Here is a 24269-nt window from a genome sequence, read left to right as displayed (position 1 = left end):
CCAGCACACCCGAGTGACCTGGCCACTCGTTGCGCCCCGCGGGAGCCTGGCACCCGACGTGTTGTGACGCCTTCGCGGCAGGCGTCACAACAGGTCGGGTGCACCCTTCTGGGCGGGATCCGTGGATGCCGGGTGATCTGGACCGTCGGCCGGAGCGGCGGCACGCAGCGCCGCTTCGACCCGGCGGTTGCTGGTCATGGATGTCGTGACGGCCGTCATCGCCAGGAGGAGGACGGCGGCGGCGTAGAGCGGGGTGCGGATGTCGTAGGTGGTGGCCAGCCAGCCGCCGAGGAAGGCCCCGATGGGGGCGGCGCACATGGCCAGCATGCGGGAGGTGGAGGCGACCCGGCCCATGAGGCGGGCCGGGACGATCGCCTGCCGGAGGGAGGGCCCGAGCACCATTGTGGCGCCCATGCCGGCCCCGCAGACGGCGAGCGCCAGCCCGGCCACGTACGGGTTCGGGGCGGCGGCCAAGCCCAGGATGGCAAGCCCTTCGACTGCGGCTGTGCAGGTCAGTGCGGTGCCGGTGCCGAGTCGTCGGCCAAGGTAGGAGGCGATGCCTGCACCGAGCAGGCCGCCGGTGGCCTCCGCCGTGAGGAGCAGGCCGAAGCCGTAGGTGTCGATGCCGAGGCGGTCGTGCGCGAAGAGGGCGAGGACGGTCTCCACGGCGAGGAAGGCGACGTTCCCGACCGCCGGGCGGAGCGCGAGCCCGAGCAGCAACCGGTCCCGGAAGACGTACGAGGCCCCGGCCCGCGCCTGCCGAAGCAGCGACTCGCGGACCTCCGGCACGGGCCGGGGCATGGCGGGCAGCAACCGTACGAGCAGTGCGGAGAGCATGAACGACACCGCGTCGGCGAGCAGCGGAACCGCCCGCCCGAGCGCGAGCAGCGCACTGCCCGCAGGTGGCCCCGCGAAGCCGGACATGGCGGTCTGGGCGCCGCGCAAGCGAGAGTTGGCGCGCTCCAAGAGTGCGGCGTCGCGGCCGAGTAGATCCGGCAGATAGGCCGTGGCGGCCGTGTCGAAGAAGAGTCCGCCGAGGCCGAGCAGGAAGGCCACGGCCGCGAGCAGCGGAATGCTCAGCACGTCGAGCGCGGCCGCTGCCGTCGGTATCGCGAGCAGCACCGCACGCGCCGCGTCCATGACCCACATCGTGCGCCGGCGGTCCCAGCGGTCCACCAGCGCACCGCCGAGCACCCCGAAGAGCAGCCACGGCAGCGTCCCGGCGGCCGTGACGACGGCGAGCGCCATCGGATCCCGCGTCAACGTCAACGCGAGCAGCGGCAGCGCGGCATGCGACACCCCGTCACCGAGCGAGGACACCGTCTGCGCAGTCCACAGCCGTCCGAACCCGGTCGGCAACTTCCGAACGTCTGAGGTCACTTGGCGCCCCCCTCGGCCTGCTCGCGCGGTGCCGGGTGGAACAGTGCGAAGACGAGTGACGCGTCCGGCAGCGACGGATCGGACAGCTCCTGGTACTCGTCCGCCAGAGCCTGCAACCGCGCACCCAGCTGCGCGAACTGCTCCCCGGTGAGCCGCAGATGCGCCATCCGTACGTGCCGCTCATCCACCGGCGACGCCTCCAGGTCCGCCACCGCATGGCGCATCAGCACATCCGGCCCTCCCTCGCCCGGATCCGGCAGCACGATCGCCCGCGCGGCCATCGCGTAGTACCGCTCGGTGACACCCCGCACCTTCCGCGTCCGTACCACCTTCACCAGGCCGGCCCGCTCCAGCAGCCGTACGTGATAGCTGGAACTCCCCTTCGCAAGGCCCACCCGCTCGGCGATCTGCGTGATCGTCGCGGGCTCGAAGCGGAGCACGGCCATGATCCGGTGGCGCGTGAGATTGGAGACGGCGCGCAGCTGCTCGTCAGTGGTGACGTGAAACGTCTCGGGAAGATCATCGGTAGGCATGCGAGCAATGGTCAACGATTCTTGACCATTGAGCAACGGGATTTCGCGCGGACTCCCAGAATCTGCCGTCCGGCGCGCGAGACCTGCTGTCAAGGCACCGCACACCGCTGCCGATCCGGGGAGCGGTCAAAAAACCTTCGCTTCGTTTCTGAAGATCTCTCCCGATGGGTCGCCCAGCCTTCTCGGAGCCTTCGAAGGGCGTGACCCAGATACGGCAGAAACCTGCCACGGGATGATCACGGAGTCGATGAGTGAGTCCTCCAGCTTCGCTGGGCTCGGCGCTCTTACGGTGAGCGGGTGCCCGAGACGCTTCCGCCCGCAGTCGGCCAGCTCCAGGGGTGTGACCCAGATACGCTCCAGACGGGCCATGGGATGATCTTGGAGGTGTGAGCGGCCTGGTCCCGTCACCCGTTCAGCCCGGCCTCGTGAAGGTGACGTTCGGCTGTCGTCTGGGGCTTGCTGGACATCATCCCCGGGATCAACCGGGCGGCGGCCGAGGTGATCGTGGCCGAGACCGGGGCGACATGGCCCGGTTCCCCTCGGCGGGACATCTGGTGTCCTGGGCCGGGCTGTGTCCAGGACACCAAGAGTCGGCCGGACACGTCCGGAGCACCCGAGTGCGGCCCGGCAATCCGTATCTGAAGGGAGCGCTGTTCGGGGCGGCGCGCACCAGGGCAGCCTCCTGCAGGCTCGCTACAAACGGCTGACCTCCCGCCGGGGCCCGATCAAGTCGCGCCACGCTGCATCGTCCGCCGTCGGGAATCTTTCCGGGGCCGGGCGTAGCGTGAAGTGGCGGATTCAAGGCTCTGTCCTCAGTTCCGTGAATGATGTTGGCGTGCGGCAGGCTGCCGCCGAATCGGTCTTACCCCTCGATCGCGCTGCCGAAGTGGCACGTCGTGTGCCCAGCCATCGGCCCGGTGTTTCCGCGTTACGGTGTGCGGTGCAGGCTGCTTGACGCCTTGTGGTTCCGGAGCGGCGGCGCGGGCGAGCGCCGGATTAGCGATGAGGCGTTTGCCTTCGGCAGGATGGGCGCATGACCGAGATCCGCACACCCCGTCTCCTCCTCCGTAGCTGGCACGACGACGACCTCGTGCCGATGGCGGACATCAACGCGGACCCACGGGTTATGCGCTGGATCGACGACGGCTCGGTGCGCGACCTGGACCACACGGCCGAGGCCATCGAGCGATGGGAGGAGGAGTGGGACGAGGAGGGCTTCGGGCTCTTCGCCGTCGAGTTGCTGGCCTCGGGCGAACTGATCGGCTTCACGGGACTGTCCGTGCCCGAGTTCCTGCCGGAGGTGATGCCCGCCGTGGCGATCAGCTGGCGGCTCGGCTCACAGTTCTGGGGCCAGGGATACGCGTCCGAAGCAGCGCACGCCACGCTGGAGTTCGCGCTTCAGGACCGCGGCCTGGACCGCGTCATCAGCATCAACCGGGTGGGGGACAACGCCTCCGAGAATGTCATCCGCAAGCTCGGCATGGTGCCCGAGCGGGAGACGGTACACCCGGTGTACGGCTACCCTCTGTGCGTTCACGCCATCGATCTCACTGAGTTCCAGGCGTGAATCGGCCGAACCGTCGATCATCGCAAGACAGCCGACCAATGTCCCTACGTCCCCGAGCGCATTGATCGCGAGGGTACGGACACCGAAGGACGGGTGGTGTCTTCCGCTGCTGACCTGCGCTTTCACGGGAACTGCGGGTGAGGTTGCCGGTCAGCCCAGCGAGGCGCTCGCCGCACGCAGCTCGTCCAGGGCCGCCAGGGTGTACCCGGCGAGCTCGTCCTTGCCGTCACGGTCGCCCTCGGACCATTGGGCGAACCCCCGTTTGAAGGCGAGGACGCCCAGCTCGCCCGCTAGAGCGGCGGTCGGATCGGGTACGCCTCGGGCGACCAGAGCGGTCGTCATCGCGGCTGCGAGGCTGACACTCTTGAGGGTGTCACGCTCCTGAAGTTCGGCGCTGGCGGCGACGGCCGCCTTTAGGCGAGGGGCGAGCTCGCGATTCGTGGGACCCATCGCGCTCGAGGCGCGCTCGAGACCGGCGGCGACCGCCTCGAGCGGGCTGGCGTCACCGGGCGCCTCGGCGATCCCCTCGGTCAGCAGTCGGCTCAGCGTCTCCTGTCCGGCCACCAGCAGCTCGCGCTTGTCGGGGAAGTGCCGGAAGAAGGTGCTTTTCGTGACTCCGGCGCGCTCGGCGATCTGTGCGACCGTCGTGGCGTCGTAGCCCTGCTCGGTGAACAGGTCGACGGCAGCCACGACGAGGCGTTCGCGTGCGCCTGGTTCCCATCTACCCATGGGCACCATCATAGGTGACGAGACTCTTGTCCCATCACTGGGCTAAAGTGATGGGACAAGAGTCCCATCACATGTGGGGGAGTTTTCCATGCGCGTCTTTGTCACAGGCGGCACCGGTCTGATCGGTTCCGCCGTCGTCGCCGAACTGCTCGGCAACGGCCACGCCGTCCTCGCACTCGCCCGCTCCGACGCCTCCGCGCAGGCCGTCGAGGCGACCGGCGCCGAGCCGCTCCGGGGGGCTCTCGCCGACCTGGACGCCCTGCGCGCCGGCGTCGCTCGGGCCGACGGGGTGATCCACCTCGCGTTCGACCACGCCTTCAGCAGCCCCGACACCCTCGCGAAGGCGGTCGCCGAGGAGAGTGCCGCACTCGCGACCGTCGGCGAGGAACTCGTCGGCAGCGACCGCCCCTTCGTCACTGCCTCGGGTACGCCCTGGGTGGACGGCCGCGTCTCCACCGAGGTGGACCCGCTACCGACCGACGGGCCGGTCGGTGGTCGCGGTCGCACGGTCACGGCGGTCCTGGGCCTGGCCTCGCGCGGGGTCCGGAGCACGGCCGTACGCCTGCCGCGCACGGTTCACAACCAGGGCAGGGGCGGGTTCGCCGGCCTGCTGACCGACATCGCACGCCGGACCGGAGTGTCCGGCTACCCAGGCGACGGTGCACAGCGCTGGCCGGCCGTGCACGCGCTCGACGCGGCAGTCCTCTTCCGGCTCGCCCTGGAGCAGGCGGAAGCCGGTACCTCCTGGCACGCCGTGGCCGACGAGGGGGACACGGTGCGCGACATCGCCGCGGTCATCGGCCGCCGCCTGGGCCTGCCGGTCGAGTCGGTACCGGCGGAGACCTACGGCCCTCTCGGCCCGATCTTCGCGAGCGACCAGCCCTCGTCCAGCACCCACACCCGGCAGGCGCTCGGCTGGGAGCCGAAGCACCCCAGCCTGCTGGAGGACCTGGAGAACATCCAGCCCTGACCGGCAGGGGAGCAGGCAGCGCCCGCTGCCTGCTCCCAGCGCCCGCACCGGCAGCGCAAGCCCTCGCTTCCTTCGGGGATGTACCCGTATCTGACCTGCGCAGCGCTCACCTCTTCACCGGCAGTGCCCGGCAGCGTCCGGACTGTGTAGTGCCGGTTCGTCAACGTCCGTACTCGTCAGGGGTGCGCGGTCACAACCGGATCCTGGCCGGGCGGGGGTCGGGATCCGCGAGCGGGAGATGCGGCCGGGCGCCGCGGCCGCGGGTCCATGACCTCGTCATGGGAAAGGATTCCTCGGCGGCGTGTCGATCGGTGGGCCTCCCGTTCGACGCTTGAGTAGAGGCGCGACCCGCGAAGCAGGATTCGGAGAGGTCGCGGCTCTTTGATCGACAAGTGCTGTCCATGCGTCGACGAGCGGTTCGGGTTGCCCACTGCATCGCCGGCCGCCGGCCGCCCCAAGGAGAAAACATGCAGATCCGCGCCCGTATGAGTATGAGTGCCGATGGCTACGTGACCACACCGAACGGGTGGCCCGCCCTGACTGCCGACCCCGCGTTCGTCTCCGGCGAAAGCCACGGTATCCGGGAGTTCCTCGAAGGCTGCGAGGCGGCGCTGATGGGCCGCACCACATTCGAACCCGCGCTGACCAACAACCGCTGGCCATGGCCGGACCTCGACGTGTTCGTACTCGGCTCACACCGTCCGGACGGCACCCCCGACCACGTCACCACCGACGGTGACCCGGTGCGACTGCTGGAGAAGCTCCGCTCGGCCAACCGGGGTGGCGACGTCCACCTCATCGGGGGCCCGCAGACGATCGGGGCGTTCCACGCCCTTGGCGCACTCGACACCCTCGAACTGGTCGTACTGCCGCTGCTGTTCGGCGGTGGGATGCAACTGACACCCATGCTCAGTCCCGACACCGGGCTGACCTTCCAGCGCGAGCGTGCCCTCCCCGGCGGTTCGGTGGAGATCGTCTACTCCTGCCGGGGCAGTCGCACTGAACTTCCGAGCAAGCCTGCCAGCCAACGCTGATCTCGGCCAAGACGCAGGTCGCACAGGTGGGAGATGCCGAGCTTCGGCCGCTGTGGACCGCGGAACCGCCCACCAGCGGTGCCAGGAAACGGCCTTCCGGTACGCGGGGGACGGTCGCTGCCCCAGCCTCGTACGCCCTCGGCTTGGTAGCCGCGGTGCCAGGTGTAGTACGCCTGCCGGCTGATCTCGTGAAACTGACGCGGTCGGGGTGGACCAGCCGAGGGGCGCTGGACCGGCTGCATGGGTGATCACCAGCTTGGCTCCGCGTGCTGGTATGGCGATCCGGCAATCACATCATGTGTGCTGGGACGAGTTTCTTCGGCTTGGCGTCCCGGCTGTGGGTGGTGCCGTGGCCGGTTGCCGAGCTGGCTGCGGCCCACCGGATCCCGCCTACGTGCTCGAGCCGAGGATCGTTTCTCGGGTGAAGCTGTGCTTGCCGCTTGTGTCAGCTTGTGACGTGGCGGGCCAGGACCGCGCGGTAGCGGCAACTGGTCTTGGCCGGCAGTCGGCTGACGTGCCTTTCGACGGTGTGTTCGGAGATCACGAGGCGGGCGGCGGTTTCGGCGTTGCTGAGACCTTCAGCGCCCCGCCGAGCGCGGCGTGGGCGACGCCGGAGGCCGCGGAGGTCAAGCGGCTGAGGGCCGAGAACGCCGAACTGCGACGGGCTCCCGGTCGACAGCCCCCCGGGTGACCGGACTTCCCCGGCCCGGGTGGTACGGATGTACCGGCCGCCGTACGGAGAGTTCACCGAGCTGCCCTCCGGCTGGAGCGTGCTCGTCGAACTCGAGGGCACAGACCTGTCCTGGGTGCAGACCGGAACGAAGTGCCGGGTAGTTCCGGCGGCAACCGGCAGGGAGCAGGGACAGGCGGGCTGAGCACCGCCTTCGGCGGCAGCCGACCAGAATCTGTGTCGCGGTGATCGGCCCAAGGCTGAGGATCTCCTTTCCTGAATCCTCAGCCTCGGCCCGCAGGGACTTCCTCTTCTCGGCCATCGGACCGGCCCACTGGGTGCCCGGAGGCCTGCTCGTGTGGGTCTGCCGACGAACTCCCGGGGCTACCAGGAGGCGTTCGGCGACCTGATGGTGAAGCGTTGCGCCAGCCGAGAGGTGGCTGGCGTGAGCTGCCAGTTCGGCAGTTCCTGGTCGATGGTGATCACTTCGAGCCCGTCGTGCATCGCGAGGTTCACCGTCTCGCCGACCACGGCGGCCAACTCCCGGTAGACCGGCCGGCTCAGCAGCGACAGGTCGCTCTGCCGGGACAGCGACTGGAGGATCGACACGCACGGTCCACGGACTGCCCTGAGGAGTCGCAGGCCCTCCCGCTGCTGGTCATGGCGCAAGGACAGCCGGCCGCGCGGACTCGCTACCCGTCCGGCCGCCGCGCCCTCCGAGCTCTGCCCGTCGCCCTGCCGCCCGGGTTCCGGCGGCTCCGCCTTCCCGGGTTCCGGCGGCTCCGCCCCCGGTTCCGGCGGCTCCGCAATCCCGGCGTCGCGTCCCAACCCGGCCCGGTTACGGGTCCGTTTCCGCGGTTAATTTTCCGCGCCCGAGGGTTGGCGTGAATTCGTCCCCTGGCTATCGTTCAGGCACTCCACTCAATCGTTCCGCTGAACGAATAGGGGAAGGACGGTCGGCCCATGCCCGACACCCACCATCCAGGACGGCGGTCGTTCCTGGCCGCCGGCACTGCCTGTCTCGGTGCGTCCTGGCTGCTGTCCGGATGCTCGGGCGCGGCGTCCGGCACGGTGCTGCCCGCGGCGGCGCCGAAGGGCACGCCCGACCGCGGCGGCACTCTCCGGATCGCCCGCCCGCCCGCGTCGGACGCCGAGACCCTCGACCCGGCGAGCTCCCTGTCGGCGTACGAATACCTCGGCGCCCTCTACAACCGCCTCGTCCGCGTCGGCAGCGACGGCAAACTCGCCCCAGATCTCGCGGAGTCCTGGGAGACGGACAGCAAGGCCCGCACCTGGACATTCCGCCTGCGCAAGGGCGTCACCTTCCACGACGGCCGCGCGTTCACCTCGGCCGACGCCGCCTACACCCTGCGTCACATCCTCGACAAGGCGACCGGCTCCCCCCAGGCGGCCGTCCTCGCCCCGCTCGTCGACCCGAAGACCCTGCGCACCCCCGACGCCCACACGCTCGTCGTCCCGCTCAAGTCCCCGAACGCCGAGTTCCCCAGCCTCCTCACGCACTACAACTGCTACGTCATCCCGGACGGCAGCGCGAAGTCCGTCGGCCGTACCGGCATCGGCACCGGCCCCTTCAAGCTGGAGTCGTTCGCACCCGCCGGTCCCGGCCGCGTCACCGCCCACGCCGACCACTGGGCCGGGCGTCCCGTGCTCGACGCGATCTCCTTCTACTCCGTGGCCGACATGTCCGCCCGCGCCAACGCCCTGCTGGCCGGCCAGGTCGACCTGCTGTCGCAGACCAACCTCGACTTCGCGACGGCCCGGGTGGTCGCCGCCTCGGACCGCGCCACCGTCGCCCGGGTGAAGAACGCCCAGTGGTACGTGCTCCCGATGCTCACCATCGACAAGCCCTTCACCGACGTACGCGTACGGCAGGCGATGAAGCTCGCCTACGACCCCGAGCACGTGGTGAAGGTCGCCCTCCAGGGCGCCGGCACGGCCGGCTGGGACAACCCCGTGCCGCCGGACGACCCGCTGCACGTCTCCGCGCACCCCGCGCACGACCCCGACAAGGCCCGGCACCTGCTCAAGCAGGCGGGGCAGGAGGGGCTGGCCGTCGACCTCTACACCTCCGCCTACGACCCGCTGCTCACGCCCATGGCGCTCGCCTACCAGGAGTCGGCCAGGCGGGCCGGCATCCGCATCCGGGTCAAGACGGCCGCGGCGGACTCGTACTACACGCAGATCTGGATGAAGAAACCGCTGATGGCGACCTACTGGTACACGGGTCGGCCCGTCGACCAGCTCTTCACCCAGATCTTCCGCAGCGGCTCCTCATACAACGAGACCGCCTGGTCCGACAAGGACTTCGACGCGGTCCTCGACCGCGCCCGGGCCGAGACCGACGCCACCCGGCGCCGCGAACTCTACGGCGAGGCACAGACCATGGTGATCGAGAAGGGCGGGGCGATGACCCCGATGTTCGCCGACCGGCTCGTGGGGATCTCCCGCAAGGTACGCGGATACGCCGAGCACGGCTTCGAGTTCGACTACCTCGGCATCGGCCTGAAGGGGGCCTGAGCATGCTCGCGTTCGTCGCCCGCCGCATAGCGGCGGCCCTCGGCACCCTGTTGCTGTCCTCCGTGCTGGTCTTCCTTGCCCTCCAGGCCCTGCCCGGGGACGTGGCCACCCAGATCCTCGGCAAGGACGCCACGCCCGACGCCGTCGCCGCGCTCCGCAAGCAGCTGGGACTCGACGAGCCCGCCTGGGAACGCTACGCCGACTGGATCAAGGGCGCCCTGCACGGGGACTTCGGCACCTCGCTGGTCTCCGGGAAGCCCGTGGGCGGTGAGGTGGCGCAGTACCTCGCCAACTCCGCGCTCATCGCCGGCGTCACCATCCTGCTCGCGGTGACCGGGTCCCTGGTGCTGGGCATCCTCGCCGGCCTGTACCGCGACCGCTGGGCCGACCACCTGATCTCCACCGTCAGCCTCGTCGGCATGAGTGTCCCCGAGTTCGTGGTCGCCACCGTGCTGGTGCTGTGCTTCTCGGTCGCGCTGCCGTGGTTCCCCGCCGTCGTGCTCTACGGCCCCGACGCGAGCGTCGGCCAACTGCTCCCCGCCGTCTGGCTTCCCGCACTCGCGCTCGCCATCGTCATGGCCGCCTACATCGTTCGCATGGCCCGCACCTCCGTCATCGACGTGATGGCGAGCGAGTACGTCACCACCGCCCGCCTCAAGGGCCTGTCCACCTGGCGCGTCGTCACCCGCCACGCACTGCCCGGCGCCCTGCTGCCCACCCTGCACGTGATCGCCCTGAACGTGGCCTGGCTCGTCGGCGGCGTCGCCGTCGTCGAGAACGTCTTCAACTACCCGGGCATCGGCAAGCTGATGCTCACCTCCGTGCAGAACCGCGACCTGCCCGTGGTCCAGGCCGTCGCACTGATCAGCGCCGTCGTCTACGTCGTCTGCAACCTTGCCGCCGACCTCGGCGCCATGGCCCTCAACCCCAAGCTCCGTACGCGCCGGAGGACCCGATGACCACCCTCGACACCGTCCCGCCCGCGCCCGCCGCACCCGCGGCCGTCCGGGCCCGAACCGCCCGCGCCTGGCGCACCCTGCGCTCCTCGCGCATCGCGCTCGTCGGCCTCGCCGTCGTCGGCGTCCACGTGCTGCTCGCCCTGCTCGCCCCGCTGCTCACGTCGTACGACCCGATAGCCAACGACCCCTCGCACGCGCTCCTCGGATCGAGCTGGGAGCACTGGGCGGGCACCGACCAGTACGGCCGGGACGTCCTCACCCGGGTGCTGTACGGCGGCCGGTACGCGCTCGGCGTGTCCGTCGTCTCCACCGTCCTGACGATCGCCCTCGGCACGGTGATCGGCTGCGCGGCGGCGCTGCGGGGAGGCTGGTTCGATGACGTACTGGGCCGGGTGTTCGACGCGGTGCTCTCGGTACCGGCCGTCCTCGCGCTGCTCGTGGTCGTGACCGCGCTCGGCACGGGATCGGCGGTCATCGTCTGCGCCGTCGCCGTCGTCTTCGTGCCCCAGGTCGTCCGCGTGGTGCGCGGCGCGGCGCTCGCCGTCGTGCCCGCCGACTACGTCACCGCGGCCCGCGCCCGCGGCGAGGGCACCTGGTCGGTCCTGTGGCGGGAGGTCCTGCCCAACATCGTCGACGTGGTGTGCGTGGAGTTCGCGATGCGGGCCTCCTGGGTCGTGCTGCTGATCTCCTCGCTGTCCTTCCTCGGCTTCGGCGCCGACCCGCCGACCCCCGACTGGGGGCTCATGGTCGCCGAGAACCGCACCGCCATCACCGTCGTCCCGATGGCGAGCCTCGCGCCGATCATCGCCCTGGCCACGCTCGTGGTCGGGCTCAACCTCGCGGCCGACGGCCTGTCCAAGGCCTGGGGCGTGGACCGGATCAGGGAGGGCTCCTGATGACCTCGCCCCAGGGAGGACCCGCGATGGCCGCGACACCGGGAGGGAACCCGACGACCCCCGTCGTCCGCGTCGACTCCCTTTCCGTCTCCTACCGTTCGGGCGGGCGCGACGTACCGGTCGTGCACGACGTGTCCTTCGAACTCGCCGAGGGACGCACGCTCGCCCTCGTCGGCGAGTCCGGCAGCGGCAAGTCGACCGTCGCCGCCACCCTGCTCGGTCACCTGCGGCACGGCTCGCGCCTGGACGGCGGGGTCGTGCGGGTGGCGGGTCACGACGTCTTCGCCCTGCCGGCCCGGGAGTTGCGGCGACTGCGTGGCGGGACCGTGGCCATGGTCGGGCAGAACGCCGGCCACGCGCTCACCCCGTCCATGCGCGTCGGCCGGCAGATCGCCGAGGCCGGCGGCGACGTCCCGGTGCTCGACCTGCTGGAGCAGGTCCGGCTGCCGCGCCCCGCCGACCTCGTGCGCCGCTACCCGCACGAACTCTCCGGCGGCCAGCAGCAGCGCGTCGCCATCGCCATGGCCCTCGCCGCCCGCCCCAAGGTCCTCGTCCTGGACGAGCCCACGACCGGCCTCGACGTCGTCACCCAGCGCGGCATCCTCGACCTCGTCGCGGCCCTGCGCGACGAACTCGCACTGGCCGCCGTGCTGGTGAGCCACGATCTCGGGGTCGTCGCCCGCATGGCCGACGAGGTGAGCGTGCTGCGCTCGGGCCGGGTCGTGGAGTCCGCGCCCACCCGGGCGCTCTTCGCCAGGGCCGAACAGCCCTACACAAAGCGGCTGTTGGCGAGTGTGCCACGGCTGACGGACGGCGGGCTCGCGCTCGTGGGGGACAGCGGCGAGCGGGAGGTGCGGGCGCGTGCCGTGGTGGACGCGGACGCTCCCGTGGCTGTCTCCGCGCAGGACGTCACCGTCGACTACGGGTCGGCCCGCGCCGTGCACGGCGTTACCTTCGACGTCCGCCGGGGCGAGATCGTCGCCCTGGTGGGGGAGTCGGGCAGCGGGAAATCCACCCTCGCCTGGTCCCTCGCCGGGCTGCGCGCCCCCTCGGGCGGCACGATGACCCACGGCTCCGGCGATCTGGCCCGGCCCGCCCGCCGCCGTCCCGCGGCGCTGCGGCGCCTGGTGCAACTGGTGTTCCAGAACGCCGACACCTCGCTCAACCCGCGCCGCACGGTCGGCGACGCGATCCGCCGCCCCTTGCGTTTCTTCGGCACCGCCCCCGACCGCCGATCGGCCCAGGCACGGGCCCTCGACCTGGTGCGGGACGTACGGCTCGACCCGGCGCTCGCCGACCGGCTGCCCGCACAGCTCTCCGGCGGCCAGCGCCAGCGCATCGGCATCGCACGGGCGCTGGCCAGCGAGCCGGACGTGCTGATCGCCGACGAGATCACCACCGCCCTGGACGTCTCGGTACAGGCCGAGGTACTGCGACTCCTCGACGACCTGCGCAGGGAACGGCAGTTGGCCTGCCTGTTCATCAGCCACGACCTGGCCGTCGTACGGGGCATCGCCGACCGTGTGCTCGTCCTGCGCCACGGTGTGGTGGTCGAGGAGGGCCCAACCGAGGCCGTCTTCGCCGACCCCGCCCACCCCTACACCCGTGAGCTGATGGCGGCGGCCCTCGAACCCGACCCCGACGCGCGCCCGTTGGTGGAGGAGGTGACCGACTGGGCCGACGCGGCGCAGCCGGGCGACGTCTGGACCGACCACGGCGGCGGTCACCGCGTACGCCGCTGGCGTCCCGCCGACACCGCCGTCACCACCGACACCGCCGACACCGCCGTCATCGAAGGAGTCTCGTGAAGTACCGCGAGCGGTTCGAGCGCCAGGTCGTGCGCGAGGACGTCTGGATCCCCGTCCAGGGCGGCCGGACCCGGCTGCACGCACGCGTCTGGCGCCCGGCCGACGCCGAGCACGACCCGGTGCCGGCGCTGCTCGAGTACCTCCCGTACCGCAAGAGCGACTGGACCGCGCCTCGCGACGCCCAGCGCCACCCCTGGTACGCGGGCCACGGCTACGCCTCCGTCCGCGTCGACATCCGTGGCCACGGGGACAGCGAGGGCGTACCGGGCGACGAGTACGACGCACAGGAGCTGGCGGACGGCGTCGACGTCGTCGAATGGCTGGCCGCGCAACCCTGGTGCACGGGCAGGGTCGGCATGTTCGGGATCTCCTGGGGCGGCTTCAACTCCCTCCAGATCGCCGCCCTCGCCCCCGAACCCCTCAAGGCGGTCGTGACGGTCTGCTCCACCGACGACCGCTACGACAACGACGTCCACTACACCGGCGGCGCCGTCCTCGGCATCGACATGCTCGCCTGGGCCGGCACCATGCTCGCCTTCGCCGCCCGCCCGCCGGACCCGGCGAGCGCCGGCGCGGACCGCTGGCTGCCGATGTGGCGCGAACGCCTCGACGCCCTCGAACCGTTCCTGCACACCTGGCTGGCCCATCAGCAGCGGGACGACTACTGGCGGCACGGCAGCGTGTGCGAGGACTACGGGGCGATCGACGCGGCGGTCCTCGCGGTCGGCGGCTGGCACGACCCGTACCGCGACACGGTGCTGCGGCTGATCGAGCACCTGCCGCAGGACCGCGTCCGGGGACTGATCGGCCCGTGGTCCCACCAGTACCCGGACCGCGGGCTGCCCCCCGGTCCCGCCATCGGCTTCCTCCAGGAGACCCTGCGCTGGTGGGACCAGCACCTCAAGGGCGCCGACACCGGGGTGATGCGGGAGCCGCTGCTGCGGGCGTGGATCAACGACCCGGTCCCGCCCGCCACGTCGTACGACGTCATGCCGGGCCGCTGGGTCGGCGACGCGGCCTGGCCCTCGCCGCGGGTCACCTGGCAGGAACGTCCGCTGGGCACGGACGGCACGCCGCCCGTCCTGGTCCGCTCCCCGCACCAGACCGGCATCGACGCCGGCCGCTTCTTCCCCTTCGGCAACGCGAGCGACCTGCCGCCCGACCAGCGGGAGGAGGACGGCCGGTCGGTGTGCCTCGACTCGGCACCGCTGACCGAGCGCGTCGAGATCCTCGGCCGCCCGAAGGTCCGGCTCCGCCTGGACAGCGCCACCCCGCGCGCCCACGTGATCGCCCGCCTGTGCGACGTGGCCCCGGACGGCTCGTCCACCCTCGTCACCCGGGGCGTGCTGAACCTGCTCGCCCGGCACGGACGGGACAAGGCCGTCGAGTGGAGCCCGGGAACGTACGACGACGTCGAGTTCGAGCTGAGCGCCATCGGGTACGCCTTCCCGCCCGGCCACCGCATCCGCCTCGCCGTCTCCGACGCCTACTGGCCGTGGGTGTGGCCGCACGGCGAACGCGGGGAACTGACCCTGCTGCCCGCCGACAGCACCCTCCTGCTGCCCGTCCGGGCGGCCGGGGAGGAGCCGCCGGTCCGCTTCGAGGAACCCGAACAGGCGCCACCGCTCCCGGTGACGTACGACGTCCCGGCCGAGCCGCGTCCCGAGCGGCTCGTCACCCACGACGTCGCGGCGGGGGAGTGGACCCTGGAGGTCGACCCCCGCTACGGCGGATCCCGCACCTACCCGGACGGGCTGCGCTACGAGGAGAACGCCCGGGAGACGTACCGTATCCGCAGCGACGACCCGCTGTCCGCCTCGGCCGTCTCCGCATGGACGATCCGGCTGGCCCGCGGCGCAGCAGGCGAGCAGGAAGAAGGCCGGCGATGGGACGCCGAGATCGTCGCGCGGACGGAACTGCGAGCCACGGCCGCGGAGTTTGTGATGGACAGTCACCTCGAAGCACGTGCGAACGGAGAGACAGTGGCCAAGCGCGCATGGCACCGCACCACCCCGAGGACGTCGGGATGAAGGCCGAGCGGAGCCCGCGCCGTGCCGTCGCCGCTGCCGACCGCACCCGTCAGCCCACCGAGGTGCGCCGCCGCCTCATCGTCGAGGCCGCGGTGCCGCTGATCGCCGAGCGGGGCTACGCCGCGGTCGGCGTGCGGGACGTCGCGGCCGCGGCCGGGGTGTCCGTCGGCACGGTCACCTACCACTTCGGCAGTGTCCAGGAGATCCTCTCCGAGGCGATGGTGCTGCAGATCGAGCGGTACTACTCGGCCCTCAGCGAGGCCGCGAACCGGGCGACCAGCGGTGCCGAGGGGCTGCGACTGCTCATCGATGCACTGTTCACCGAGGACACCGACCGGCACTGGCGGATGTGGTTCGAGTACTGGAACGCGGGTGAGCACCACCCCGATGCGGCGTTCGCCCGCGGTCAGGACCTGCGTTACGAGAGCTGGCACCAGCAGATCCGCACGCTGGCCGAACGTGGCCGCGCCGACGGCGAGTTCACCTGCGACGACCTGGACGGCTTCACGGTCCGCTTCGCCGCCCTCGCCGACGGCCTGGCCCTGCAACGGCTGCGCCAGGCCCCGCCGCTGACCACGCAGGACGCCCGTCGCCATCTGAACCACTTCATCGAGACGGAACTGCGCCGATGTGAGCCGCCCCGAGTCCCGTAGAGTCCGGTGATCCTCGCGGGCGAGCAGGTCGCCGAATTGCCGGCGTGCCTCGGCCGCGACGGCGTCGGGGGGCTGACGAGCAGCCAGGTCACCAGGTCGACGTGGTATCACTCCCCGGCGGCCGGGCGCCGCCTCCCGTCCTGGTCCACTCTGGGCTCGACCGGCTCGACCGGCTCGACCGACCCGGCTGCCCTCCCTGCCGACGGCCGACGGACCCGTGTTACCTTCCGCCCCTATTGATCGTGAAGGTTGTGCGAGGGCCCCGGCCCCCGACGCAGCGCACCGAGCGCGCCGAGGGCTTCGGCTGTGATTGCCCCACCGGACGGTGTGTCTGCGGCCGGTGCGCTCCGCCTTCTGCTTGGTCTGCACGCTCGCGGAGTCGCGCACGCCGTCCGGGACGGAGGCGCCGGACACGACGAGAGGAACGGCGAGGTCGTCGGAGTGGCCGCCGTCGTGCTCGGCGACCTTCTTGGTGCCGCCGGTGTAGACGACGCCGTACTGCGCGACGACCGCGATCTGCTGCCCGGTCAGACAGGACGCCTCGTCCGAGGCCAGGAACCCGATGACGGCGGCGACCTCGTGTGCCTCGCCGGGGCGGGTCCATGAGGATCGTCCATCATATCCGGTCCTCCGCCTCTGCCCGCGGGATTCCGGCGGTCCGGCTCAGGCGCTCCACGGCCCGGTCGTCGGCTCGTATGTCGTCGAAGGATCCTGGTGACGGGCCGGGCGCATTGTTGACGGGCGCGTCGATCCTGCAGAACCGACGGTCCACCTCGCCCGCCAGTTCCTCGCAGAAGGACGGCTCGGTGACGTCACCGGAAATCACGTGGGCGGTCTTTTCGGCGCCCGCCTCCTCGACGACCTCGTCCAGCGCTGTGCGACTGCGGGCACAGAAGTAGCGTCGCTCCTGTACGTGGGTGTCATGTCAGTGAGCCCTTGCCAACCTGGCTGTGGCGTCGGGGGGTTGGTGGGCATGGGTTGTACGGAACGACGAAGCTCCTGGTAGACGGGTTCTCGACCAAGATCACCCGTGTCCGCCAGGAGCTTCGCGTGCTTGTCCACCCGTCGTCGACCGATCTGCCCAGCCGCACGCTGCGACACCTGACGAGGCAACCGGCCGCTCACCGGCGGGAGATCGGCACGCGACGGCGGCGTCTGCCCGTCGGCCGTCAGGCCCTGCTCGCCCTGGCCCACCTGCGATGCGGCGACACGTACGCCCAGCTCGCCGCAGGGTTCGAGACCGGCATCGCGACCGTCTACCGCTACATACGCGAGGCCGTCGAAGTGCTGGCCGCCCACGCGCAGACCCTGGCCGAGGCAATGACGCCCGTCCGGACGAAGGCGTACGTGATCCTGGACGGCACCGTCCTGCCCATCGACCGGATAACGAAGCACTACTAGACAGGTGAACCCGCGAAGTCGAAACCATGGATCCGCCCCCGGTGATGACACTTGTCAAGCCCACGGCGCGCGTCACTTCCACGCCGCGATACCGGACGGCTGCGCCGGTTCGGGTGGCGCGGGTTGAGGATTGAAAGCAGGCCACGCGGAAACTCCGACGTTGTCCGATATGCGCGCTTCACCTTCTCGCTCAAGTGGTCCGCCAACCTTCACCTCACCGCACGTGGGGAGCACCCATGACGACATACACCCGTTCCACCTCCCGCCTACGGCGCGATCCGCTCGTACGCGGCCTCGGCTGGGCCAGTGCGCTCCTGGGCGTGCCCCAGGTCGTCGCCCCGGCGGGCTTCGCCCGGGCACTGGGCGTGGACGACACCTCCCGGCACCGCCTGGCCACGACCGCCGTCGGAGTGCGCGAGCTGGCGGCGGCGACCGGACTGCTGGGGCGGCCGCATCCCGCCTGGCTCTGGGGCCGCGTCGGCGGCGACCTCATGGACCTGGCGGCGCTGAGCCGGGCCCTGAAGAACCACAACGGCCGCGGCCTCGGCCGCACCGTCGCCGCGACCGCCGCGGTGACCGCCATCACGGCCACGGACGTCTACGCGGCCGCGACGCGCACTCGTGGGAGCGCCCCCATGGAACTGACCGCGACCACCACCGTCACCAAATCCCCGGAGGAGGTCTACGGCCTCTGGAGCGACCTGGAGCGGCTGCCGGACTTCATGGCGCACCTGGACGAGGTGCGCGTCACCGGCCCGCGCACCACCCACTGGCGGGCGAGCGCGCCGTTCGGCAAGGCGGTCGAGTGGGACGCCGAGACCACTCAGGACGTCCCCGGCCAGCTGATCGCCTGGCAGTCGGTGGACGGTGCCGACATCGACAACTCCGGCGAGGTCCGCTTCGCGCGCGCCCCCGGCGACCGGGGCACGGAGATCCGGGTGACCTTGCGCTACGACCTGCCCGGCGGGGCGCTGGGCAAGGCCGCGGCGCGCTACTTCGGCGAGGAACCGCACCAGCAGCTGGACGACGACCTGCGCCGCTTCAAGCAGATCGTGGAGACCGGCGAGGTCGTCCGCTCCGAGGGGGCACCCGGCGGCAAGCGGGCCCGTGGGGAGTTCCCGCAGCACCTGGCCCGACCGCTGACCGAAGGCGAACTGAAGGAGGCTCTGGCATGAAGGCAAGCTGCTGGACGGGACGCAACTCGGTCGAGGTGCAGGACGTCCCGGAACCCTCGATCCTGAACAGCCGTGACGCCATCGTGAAAATCACCTCGACGGCGATCTGCGGCTCCGACCTCCATCTGCTCGACGGCTACGTCCCCACCATGGAAAAGGGCGACATCATGGGCCACGAGTTCATGGGAGAGGTCGTCGAGGTCGGCCGCGGCATCAGCGACGACAAACTGCGCGTCGGCGACCGGGTCGTCGTGCCCTTCCCGATCGCCTGCGGCGCCTGCGCGTCCTGCCGCGCGGAGCTGTACTCGTGCTGCGAGAACAGCAACCCCAACGCCGGCATCTCGGAGAAATTCTTCGGTCACCCCACCGCCGGCATCTACGGTTACTCGCACCTCACCGGTGGCTTCGCCGGCGGTCAGGCCGAGTACGCCCGGGTGGTGTTCGCCGACGTCAACGCCCTCAGGATCGAGTCGGACCTCAGCGACGAGCAGGTGCTGTTCCTGTCCGACATCCTGCCGACCGGGTACATGGGCGCCGAGCTGTGCGACATCCAGGAAGGTGACGTCGTCGCCGTCTGGGGCGCCGGGCCGGTCGGCCAGTTCGCGATGGACAGCGCCCGGGTCCTGGGCGCGGAGAAGGTCATCGCGATCGACAAGGAGACCTACCGGCTCGACATGGCCGCAGCCCAGGGCTACTCGACTGTCGACTTCGAGGACGTCGACGTACGGTCGGCCCTGCTGGAACTCACCGGCGGCCGGGGCCCTGACAAGTGCATCGACGCGGTCGGGATGGAGGCCACACACGGTGCCTCCCACGTGCACCTCTACGACCGCGCCAAGCAGGCGGTCCGCTCCGAAACCGACCGGCCGCACGCCCTGCGCCAGGCCATCCTGTCCTGCCGGAGCGGCGGCGTGGTGTCAGTCATCGGCGTCTACGGCGGGCTGATCGACAAGTTCCCGGCGGGTGCGTGGATGAACAGGTCCCTGACCCTGCGCACCGGGCAGTGCCATGTGCAGAAGTACATGAAGCCGCTGCTGGGTCTGATCGAGCAGGGCAGGATCGACCCCACCAGGGTCATCACCCACCGGCTCCCCCTGACCGAGGCAGCGACCGGCTACGACCTGTTCAAGAACAAGAAGGACCGCTGCGAGAAGGTCGTCCTCACGCCGTGAGGCCCGCGCCGATGAACTGCGGCACCTCGTCCACTGCACCGAACTCCACCGCCGAGCGTGCATAGTCCACCTCACCCATATCTCGCTGATGCCGACGAGCCGATGAAGGTCGGGCAATGGCAGGGTCAGAACGGCCGCCGTGACGGGTACGCCGACACGGACGCATGGGAGCGGTGGGACCTGCGCACCGGAAAGGGGTGGCAGCCCACGGATTCCGGAGGCCCGATGGACCGTCCGGGGGCGGCGCGTCGCAACCCATGGCTCTGCGTCCCGATGGTCGGTTCCTGGCAACCAGCTATGACGCGCTCGTTGCGCTGCCATCCGGCCATCCGGTTATTCGCGCATTGAGTCAGGGCGGGGCGCCCACCGTGCTGAAGTTCAGCCCGGTGGGCGGCCGGTTGGCGGTCGGAGATGACGTGGGACGGGTGTCCGTGTGGGACAAGGACGGCCGACGACTCCTCACGGAACTCGCCGGTACCCAGTCCCGGGACGCCGACTGCGCATGCTATCCGCGCCTGACCACCAGGGTCAGCGGCGGATGCGGACGGCCTCGCTGACGATCGTTCCACCAGCGAAGACCGTGCCGCCGAACCACGCCGCAGCAGGGATCGGATCCGTGTGTCTCTACCGAATACGGCTGGCACCTGCGGACATCGGTCCTGACGCGGTGGTCCGGGCCCGCGGTGAGGACGCCGTCTCGTTCGACGTCACCTTCACCGGCATCGAAGCGGACACGGGTGACCAGAGCGGCGCGCTCGGCTACGGCGCTGATCGTGTGGTCGCTTTCCGTACCGGGGGAGAAGGGCGCCGTACGCGGGTCCGCAGTATCGATCTTCGCCGGACTGCGTCGAGATCCTTTCTTCATGGACGTCAGAAGCGAGATCCGCACACGCGTCACCCGCCGACTCGCATTCACCGCTCCCGGCGTGGACGCCGTCGCGGGACAGAACGTACTGAGCATCGTGCTAGATGATGGCCATCTCGTTCCACGGGGCTCTCGGGCACGTATCACCAGCCGAGTACGAAACCGCCTACCATCACCAGCACACCCGCGCCAACGAACCCGTCAGCGCGTGACATCCCTGCTCTCTACCGAACCCGGAACGGTTCAGACTGTTCCCGCGCCTTTCCTCAGTCTCCCAGTTCTTCCCTCCCGGCCTGTCACGCACGTGCTCAGTCGGTGAGGCCCAGCGCCCCCGCTGCCTGAACCGCCAGCCAGACCTCGGCCAGGGCCCCCGTCGATGTCAGATCACGGTCGGCGAGAGCACTGAAACGGCGCAGCCGGTAGGCGAGGGTGTTGGGGTGGATGTGGAGCGCCGCCGCGGCCGTCTCGGTGCGGCGGTCGCGCTCCATCCAGGTGCGGGCGGAGACCAGCAGCTGCGAGTCATGGGTTTTGTCGTAGCGCAGGACCGCGCCAAGCACGTACTCGACCAGCGCGGTCAGGGCAGCGGGGTCGTCGGGCAGCCACCGGCCCGTCGAGTCGTCGCCGTATCGGACGACGGGGCGGCCCGACTCCACGGCCTTGGCGACCGCCCAGAGCGCCTCCCGCTGGGCGACCTTCAGCGGGGCGCCCGGCAGGAAGGGGCGGCTGACCCCGGCTGCCACGGCCGGCAGCTCACCGACGGCCACCGCTAGCTCCGGCGGCCCTAGGACGTAGCGGTCCTCACCTCGGGTGAGCAGCAGATGGGGTTGGTCCTGCAGACAGCACAGCAGGGCCTCGTCGGTGGTGTGGCGCACCACGAGGAGTACGGTGGCGCCCTCGATCGCGTGCCGGGCGAGCCGGCGGCGCGCCGCCTCCGTGTCGAGCACCTCCTGCAGTAGTTCGGCCAGCGTTTCCGCGCCCTCGCGGCGCAGCGTCTCGCGCTCGTTGCGCACCATCGCCAGCCGCAGCGCCGCCACCGTGGCGATGTGCTGGACGACGGCGAGTCCCGCGGGCTGGGCGCCCCGACGCTCGTATGCGACCAGAAAGCCCGCCGGGCCGCCGGGCGCGGGCACCGGGAGGACGAATCCGCCGGGGATCGTCGGCGGGGCGTCGACGGAAGCGGGCAGGACAGCGGGATCCGGCACGGGGACGCCGGGCAGGAGCGGGCGGCCCTGCGGTGTGCAGAGATAGACGTCGTAACCCGACAGGCCCTCGAGACGGCGCAGGAGTGCCGGCGGGTCGAGATCCTCGGCGACCAGCCAGCGCAGCGCGCCGAAGACCTGGAGCTGCGCACCCAGCCGGTGCCCGGCGTCCTCCTGGGCCGCGGCCGCGACTTCCTGGGCGACAGCGATGAACGGGACGGCGAGCGGCACTTCGAGGACCGGGAAGGCCCGCTCCTCCGCCGCCTGGAAGAACGCATCGTGCAGCGGGGGCATGTGCAACTGCGCGGAAAGGGCGAGAGCGGACACCCCGGCGTCGTCCAGCCGCTCCAGGTAGGCGCGCTGTCCGGCCGCAGTACGGGGGACCGCCAGACCCGCCGTCATGATCACCTCGGCGCCCATGAGCCAGGGCGTCGGATCGGCGAGCTCGCTGGCGTGCGCCCAGGACACGGACCGGTCCAGACCGGCGCTGCCGGCCTTCACGGAGAGCTGGAGTGCGGGGAAAGAGAGCAGATCACCGACGGTGAGTTTGTTGCTTGCCACACAAAACAGCGTACGGCTCTGTGGCAGACACAATTGTCGCTGGTCATCCGCGGGCCCCACACTGTGCACCGTCGCCCCTGCATGACCGGAAGGTGGAGCGCCCATGACGACCTCGATAACCGAGATCGAGACCTATGGTGTCGAGCGGATCCCGGACAAGGACCGTACAGCCCGCCCGATCGATCTGTTCCGGCTCGCCTTCGGCGGTGCCAACACTTTCGCGACCTGTGTGCTGGGCGCCTTCCCGATCCTTTTCGGCCTCTCCTTCTGGCAGGGTCTCGCGGCGACCGTCCTCGGTCTCGTGGCGGGTGCGCTCCTACTGGCCCCGATGGCGCTGTTCGGCCCCGCCAACGGCACCAACAACGCTGTCTCCTCCTCCGCGCACCTGGGCGTGCACGGCCGGGTCGTCGGCTCGTTCCTCTCCCTGCTCACCGCCATCGCGTTCTTCTCGATCTCGGTGTGGTCCTCGGGGGACGCGCTCGTCGGCGGCGCGCACCGGCTCGTCCACGTCCCCGAGTCGGACGTGACCTACGGCATCGCGTACGCGATCTTCGCCGGGCTCGTCCTGGTCGTCTGCGTCTACGGATTCCGGTTCATGCTGCTGGTCAACAAGATCGCGGTGCTGGCGGCGTCGGCCCTCTTCGTGCTCGGCGCCTTCGCCTTCGCGGGCGACTTCGACCCCGGTTACGCAGGAGCCTTCGCCTCCACGGCCGACCCACTGTTCTGGCCTTCGTTCATCGGCTCCGCGCTGATCGTGCTCTCCAACCCGGTCTCCTTCGGCGCGTTCCTCGGTGACTGGTCCCGCTACATCCCGGCCGGGGCTCCGCGCCGCCGGGTGATGGGGGCCGCGTTCCTCGCCCAGATCGCCACCCTGCTGCCGTTCCTCTTCGGTCTGGCCACCGCGTCGATCATCGCGTCGAAGGCCGAGAAGTACGTCGACCCTGCCGCCCCCAACTACGTGGGCGGACTGCTCGCGATCTCACCGGGCTGGTACTTCCTGCCGCTCTGCCTGATCGCCCTGATCGGCGGCCTCTCCACCGGCACGACGTCCCTTTACGGCACGGGGCTCGACTTCTCCAGCGTCTTTACGCGCTTCAGCCGCGTCCAGGCCACCTTCTTCATCGGTGCCCTGTCCATCGCGTTCATCTTCATCGGCCGCTTCGCGCTCAACCTCGCGCAGTCCATCTCCACCTTCGCCACGCTGATCATCACCTGCACCGCACCGTGGATGATCGTCATGACGCTCGGCTATGTCACCCGGCGCGGCTGGTACGACGCGGAGGCTCTGCAGGTCTTCAACCGCCGCCAACGCGGCGGCCGCTACTGGTTCACGCACGGCTGGAACTGGCGCGGCATGTCCACCTGGCTCGTCTCCGCCGTCGTGGCGCTCCTCTTCACCAACCTGCCCGGCCAGTTCGTCGGCCCGCTCGGCGATATCGCGGGCGGCACGGACATCTCGCTGCTGGTCGGCCTCACCCTCGCGATCGTGCTCTACCTCACCCTGCTCGCTCTGTTCCCCGAACCGCGCGCCGTGTACGGACCGGCCGGACCCCGATTCGTGCGGGCGTCGGATGCCCCGGTGCCGCCGATCACCGGCGACACCGAGGAGACCGTCACCGAGCCCGCCGTGTCCCACTGAGGCCTTGCCGTTACCTACCGTAACCGAACGCCTGGCGTAGGCCTCGACCGCCGAACGCCCGTGACCAGGAGCCATACATGAGCACCACCACCGTCCAGGAGGTCCGGACCGCCGCGGACGCGCTTGTCGCCGCCTTCACCGAGGGCCGCCTCGACGACTACTTCGGAGCCTTCGCCCCCGACGCGACCTTCATCTTCCACACCACCCCGCGCCGGCTCGGCTCCACGGCCGAGTACCGGGCGCTGTGGCAGCAGTGGGTGGAACAGGACGGCTTCCGGATCCTCGGCTGCACTTCGTCCGCACAGCTGATCCAGCACTTCGGCGACACGGCCGTCTTCAGTCACGACGTCGAAACCCGGATCGCCACCAACACCGGCGAGGAGACGGTCCACGAACGGGAGACCATCGTCTTCACCCGCGCCGAGGACGGCCGCTGGGTCGCCGTCCATGAGCACCTGTCCGCTCGTACCGCCGCCTGACCAGGAGAGAC

General features: G+C 70.6%; 22 protein-coding genes and 2 pseudogenes. 17 read left to right on the top strand and 7 right to left on the bottom strand.

Going from position 1 to position 24269, the window contains the following annotated elements; genetic code table 11:
* Positions 1 to 84 precede the first annotated feature (84 nt).
* Complete coding sequence (locus tag ACWGJM_RS36450; protein ID WP_453416045.1) at positions 85 to 1380, bottom strand: MFS transporter; 1296 nt, start codon at positions 1378 to 1380, stop codon at positions 85 to 87.
* A complete protein-coding gene (locus tag ACWGJM_RS36445) occupies positions 1377 to 1913 on the bottom strand; it encodes an ArsR/SmtB family transcription factor (protein WP_453416044.1) in 537 nt (178 codons plus the stop codon). Before ACWGJM_RS36445 ends, ACWGJM_RS36450 begins: the two co-directional genes overlap by 4 nt.
* 524 nt (positions 1914 to 2437) lie before the next feature.
* On the opposite strand from ACWGJM_RS36445, the gene ACWGJM_RS36440 reads away from it, so the two are divergent.
* On the top strand, positions 2438 to 2620 hold the full coding sequence (locus ACWGJM_RS36440; RefSeq protein ID WP_453416043.1) for a transposase: 183 nt from the start codon (positions 2438 to 2440) through the stop codon (positions 2618 to 2620).
* A gap of 326 nt (positions 2621 to 2946) precedes the next feature.
* On the top strand, positions 2947 to 3480 hold the full coding sequence (locus ACWGJM_RS36435) for a GNAT family N-acetyltransferase (RefSeq protein WP_453416042.1): 534 nt from the start codon (positions 2947 to 2949) through the stop codon (positions 3478 to 3480).
* Positions 3481 to 3630: 150 nt separating this feature from the next.
* Here ACWGJM_RS36435 and ACWGJM_RS36430 read toward each other — a convergent pair whose 3' ends face one another.
* Positions 3631 to 4209 carry a TetR/AcrR family transcriptional regulator gene (locus ACWGJM_RS36430; protein WP_453416041.1) on the bottom strand — a complete coding sequence of 193 codons (579 nt, stop codon included), beginning with the start codon at positions 4207 to 4209 and terminating at the stop codon, positions 3631 to 3633.
* 88 nt (positions 4210 to 4297) lie between these two features.
* Between ACWGJM_RS36430 and ACWGJM_RS36425 the strand changes: the two genes are divergently transcribed.
* Both ACWGJM_RS36425 and ACWGJM_RS36420 read left to right on the top strand, forming a co-directional pair.
* Entirely contained in the window at positions 4298 to 5179 is an 882-nt protein-coding gene (locus ACWGJM_RS36425) for an SDR family oxidoreductase (protein WP_453416040.1), read from the top strand.
* A 467-nt stretch (positions 5180 to 5646) separates the two neighbouring features.
* Entirely contained in the window at positions 5647 to 6213 is a 567-nt protein-coding gene (locus ACWGJM_RS36420; RefSeq protein ID WP_453416039.1) for a dihydrofolate reductase family protein, read from the top strand.
* A 445-nt stretch (positions 6214 to 6658) separates the two neighbouring features.
* Here ACWGJM_RS36420 and ACWGJM_RS36415 read toward each other — a convergent pair whose 3' ends face one another.
* Positions 6659 to 6961, bottom strand: coding sequence for a helix-turn-helix domain-containing protein (locus ACWGJM_RS36415; RefSeq protein ID WP_453416070.1), 303 nt, complete (start codon positions 6959 to 6961; stop codon positions 6659 to 6661).
* On the opposite strand from ACWGJM_RS36415, the gene ACWGJM_RS36410 reads away from it, so the two are divergent.
* Positions 6933 to 7088, top strand: a complete 156-nt coding sequence (locus ACWGJM_RS36410; protein ID WP_453416072.1) for a hypothetical protein — start codon at positions 6933 to 6935, stop codon at positions 7086 to 7088. The genes ACWGJM_RS36415 and ACWGJM_RS36410 overlap by 29 nt on opposite strands.
* Positions 7089 to 7267: 179 nt before the next feature.
* Here ACWGJM_RS36410 and ACWGJM_RS36405 read toward each other — a convergent pair whose 3' ends face one another.
* Positions 7268 to 7492: a hypothetical protein gene (locus ACWGJM_RS36405; RefSeq protein ID WP_453416038.1), complete on the bottom strand. Its 225-nt coding sequence runs from the start codon at positions 7490 to 7492 to the stop codon at positions 7268 to 7270.
* A gap of 354 nt (positions 7493 to 7846) precedes the next feature.
* Between ACWGJM_RS36405 and ACWGJM_RS36400 the strand changes: the two genes are divergently transcribed.
* The 7 genes from ACWGJM_RS36400 (at position 7847) to ACWGJM_RS36370 (ending at position 16373) form a co-directional block, all read left to right on the top strand.
* Entirely contained in the window at positions 7847 to 9421 is a 1575-nt protein-coding gene (locus ACWGJM_RS36400; RefSeq protein ID WP_453416037.1) for an ABC transporter substrate-binding protein, read from the top strand.
* A gap of 2 nt (positions 9422 to 9423) precedes the next feature.
* Entirely contained in the window at positions 9424 to 10380 is a 957-nt protein-coding gene (locus ACWGJM_RS36395; protein ID WP_453416036.1) for an ABC transporter permease, read from the top strand.
* A complete protein-coding gene (locus ACWGJM_RS36390; RefSeq protein WP_453416035.1) occupies positions 10377 to 11276 on the top strand; it encodes an ABC transporter permease in 900 nt (299 codons plus the stop codon). Before ACWGJM_RS36395 ends, ACWGJM_RS36390 begins: the two co-directional genes overlap by 4 nt.
* Positions 11276 to 13084, top strand: coding sequence for a dipeptide ABC transporter ATP-binding protein (locus ACWGJM_RS36385; RefSeq protein WP_453416034.1), 1809 nt, complete (start codon positions 11276 to 11278; stop codon positions 13082 to 13084). Before ACWGJM_RS36390 ends, ACWGJM_RS36385 begins: the two co-directional genes overlap by 1 nt.
* The gene (locus ACWGJM_RS36380) at positions 13081 to 15114 is read left to right on the top strand and encodes a CocE/NonD family hydrolase (protein WP_453416033.1); all 2034 of its coding nucleotides are present in this window, start codon (positions 13081 to 13083) and stop codon (positions 15112 to 15114) included. The genes ACWGJM_RS36385 and ACWGJM_RS36380 overlap by 4 nt, the downstream gene beginning before the upstream one ends.
* Entirely contained in the window at positions 15081 to 15767 is a 687-nt protein-coding gene (locus tag ACWGJM_RS36375) for a TetR/AcrR family transcriptional regulator (RefSeq protein ID WP_453416032.1), read from the top strand. The genes ACWGJM_RS36380 and ACWGJM_RS36375 overlap by 34 nt, the downstream gene beginning before the upstream one ends.
* A gap of 441 nt (positions 15768 to 16208) precedes the next feature.
* Positions 16209 to 16373, top strand: a complete 165-nt coding sequence (locus tag ACWGJM_RS36370) for a hypothetical protein (protein ID WP_453416031.1) — start codon at positions 16209 to 16211, stop codon at positions 16371 to 16373.
* A 10-nt stretch (positions 16374 to 16383) separates the two neighbouring features.
* On the opposite strand, the pseudogene ACWGJM_RS36365 reads toward ACWGJM_RS36370, so the two are convergent.
* Positions 16384 to 16653 (bottom strand): annotated as a pseudogene (locus tag ACWGJM_RS36365) (SDR family NAD(P)-dependent oxidoreductase); the annotation flags it as partial.
* 164 nt (positions 16654 to 16817) lie between these two features.
* On the opposite strand from ACWGJM_RS36365, the pseudogene ACWGJM_RS36360 reads away from it, so the two are divergent.
* From ACWGJM_RS36360 to ACWGJM_RS36350, 3 genes and pseudogenes are all read left to right on the top strand, one after another.
* Positions 16818 to 17153 (top strand): annotated as a pseudogene (locus ACWGJM_RS36360) (helix-turn-helix domain-containing protein); the annotation flags it as partial.
* Positions 17154 to 17404: 251 nt separating this feature from the next.
* Positions 17405 to 18343, top strand: coding sequence for an SRPBCC family protein (locus tag ACWGJM_RS36355; RefSeq protein WP_453416030.1), 939 nt, complete (start codon positions 17405 to 17407; stop codon positions 18341 to 18343).
* Positions 18340 to 19515 (top strand): zinc-dependent alcohol dehydrogenase, encoded by a 1176-nt coding sequence (locus tag ACWGJM_RS36350; RefSeq protein ID WP_453416029.1) that lies wholly within the window; start codon positions 18340 to 18342, stop codon positions 19513 to 19515. Before ACWGJM_RS36355 ends, ACWGJM_RS36350 begins: the two co-directional genes overlap by 4 nt.
* A gap of 1173 nt (positions 19516 to 20688) precedes the next feature.
* Here ACWGJM_RS36350 and ACWGJM_RS36345 read toward each other — a convergent pair.
* The gene (locus tag ACWGJM_RS36345; RefSeq protein WP_453416028.1) at positions 20689 to 22140 is read right to left on the bottom strand and encodes a PucR family transcriptional regulator; all 1452 of its coding nucleotides are present in this window, start codon (positions 22138 to 22140) and stop codon (positions 20689 to 20691) included.
* Positions 22141 to 22243: 103 nt separating this feature from the next.
* Between ACWGJM_RS36345 and ACWGJM_RS36340 the strand changes: the two genes are divergently transcribed.
* Together ACWGJM_RS36340 and ACWGJM_RS36335 are read left to right on the top strand one after the other, a co-directional pair.
* A complete protein-coding gene (locus ACWGJM_RS36340; RefSeq protein WP_453416027.1) occupies positions 22244 to 23779 on the top strand; it encodes a purine-cytosine permease family protein in 1536 nt (511 codons plus the stop codon).
* 77 nt (positions 23780 to 23856) lie between these two features.
* Complete coding sequence (locus tag ACWGJM_RS36335) at positions 23857 to 24258, top strand: YybH family protein (protein ID WP_453416026.1); 402 nt, start codon at positions 23857 to 23859, stop codon at positions 24256 to 24258.
* Positions 24259 to 24269: the final 11 nt, after the last annotated feature.

It is taken from the genome of Streptomyces sp. NPDC054834 (assembly GCF_053611185.1).
This window is presented reverse-complemented; position numbering and strand designations above follow the sequence as displayed.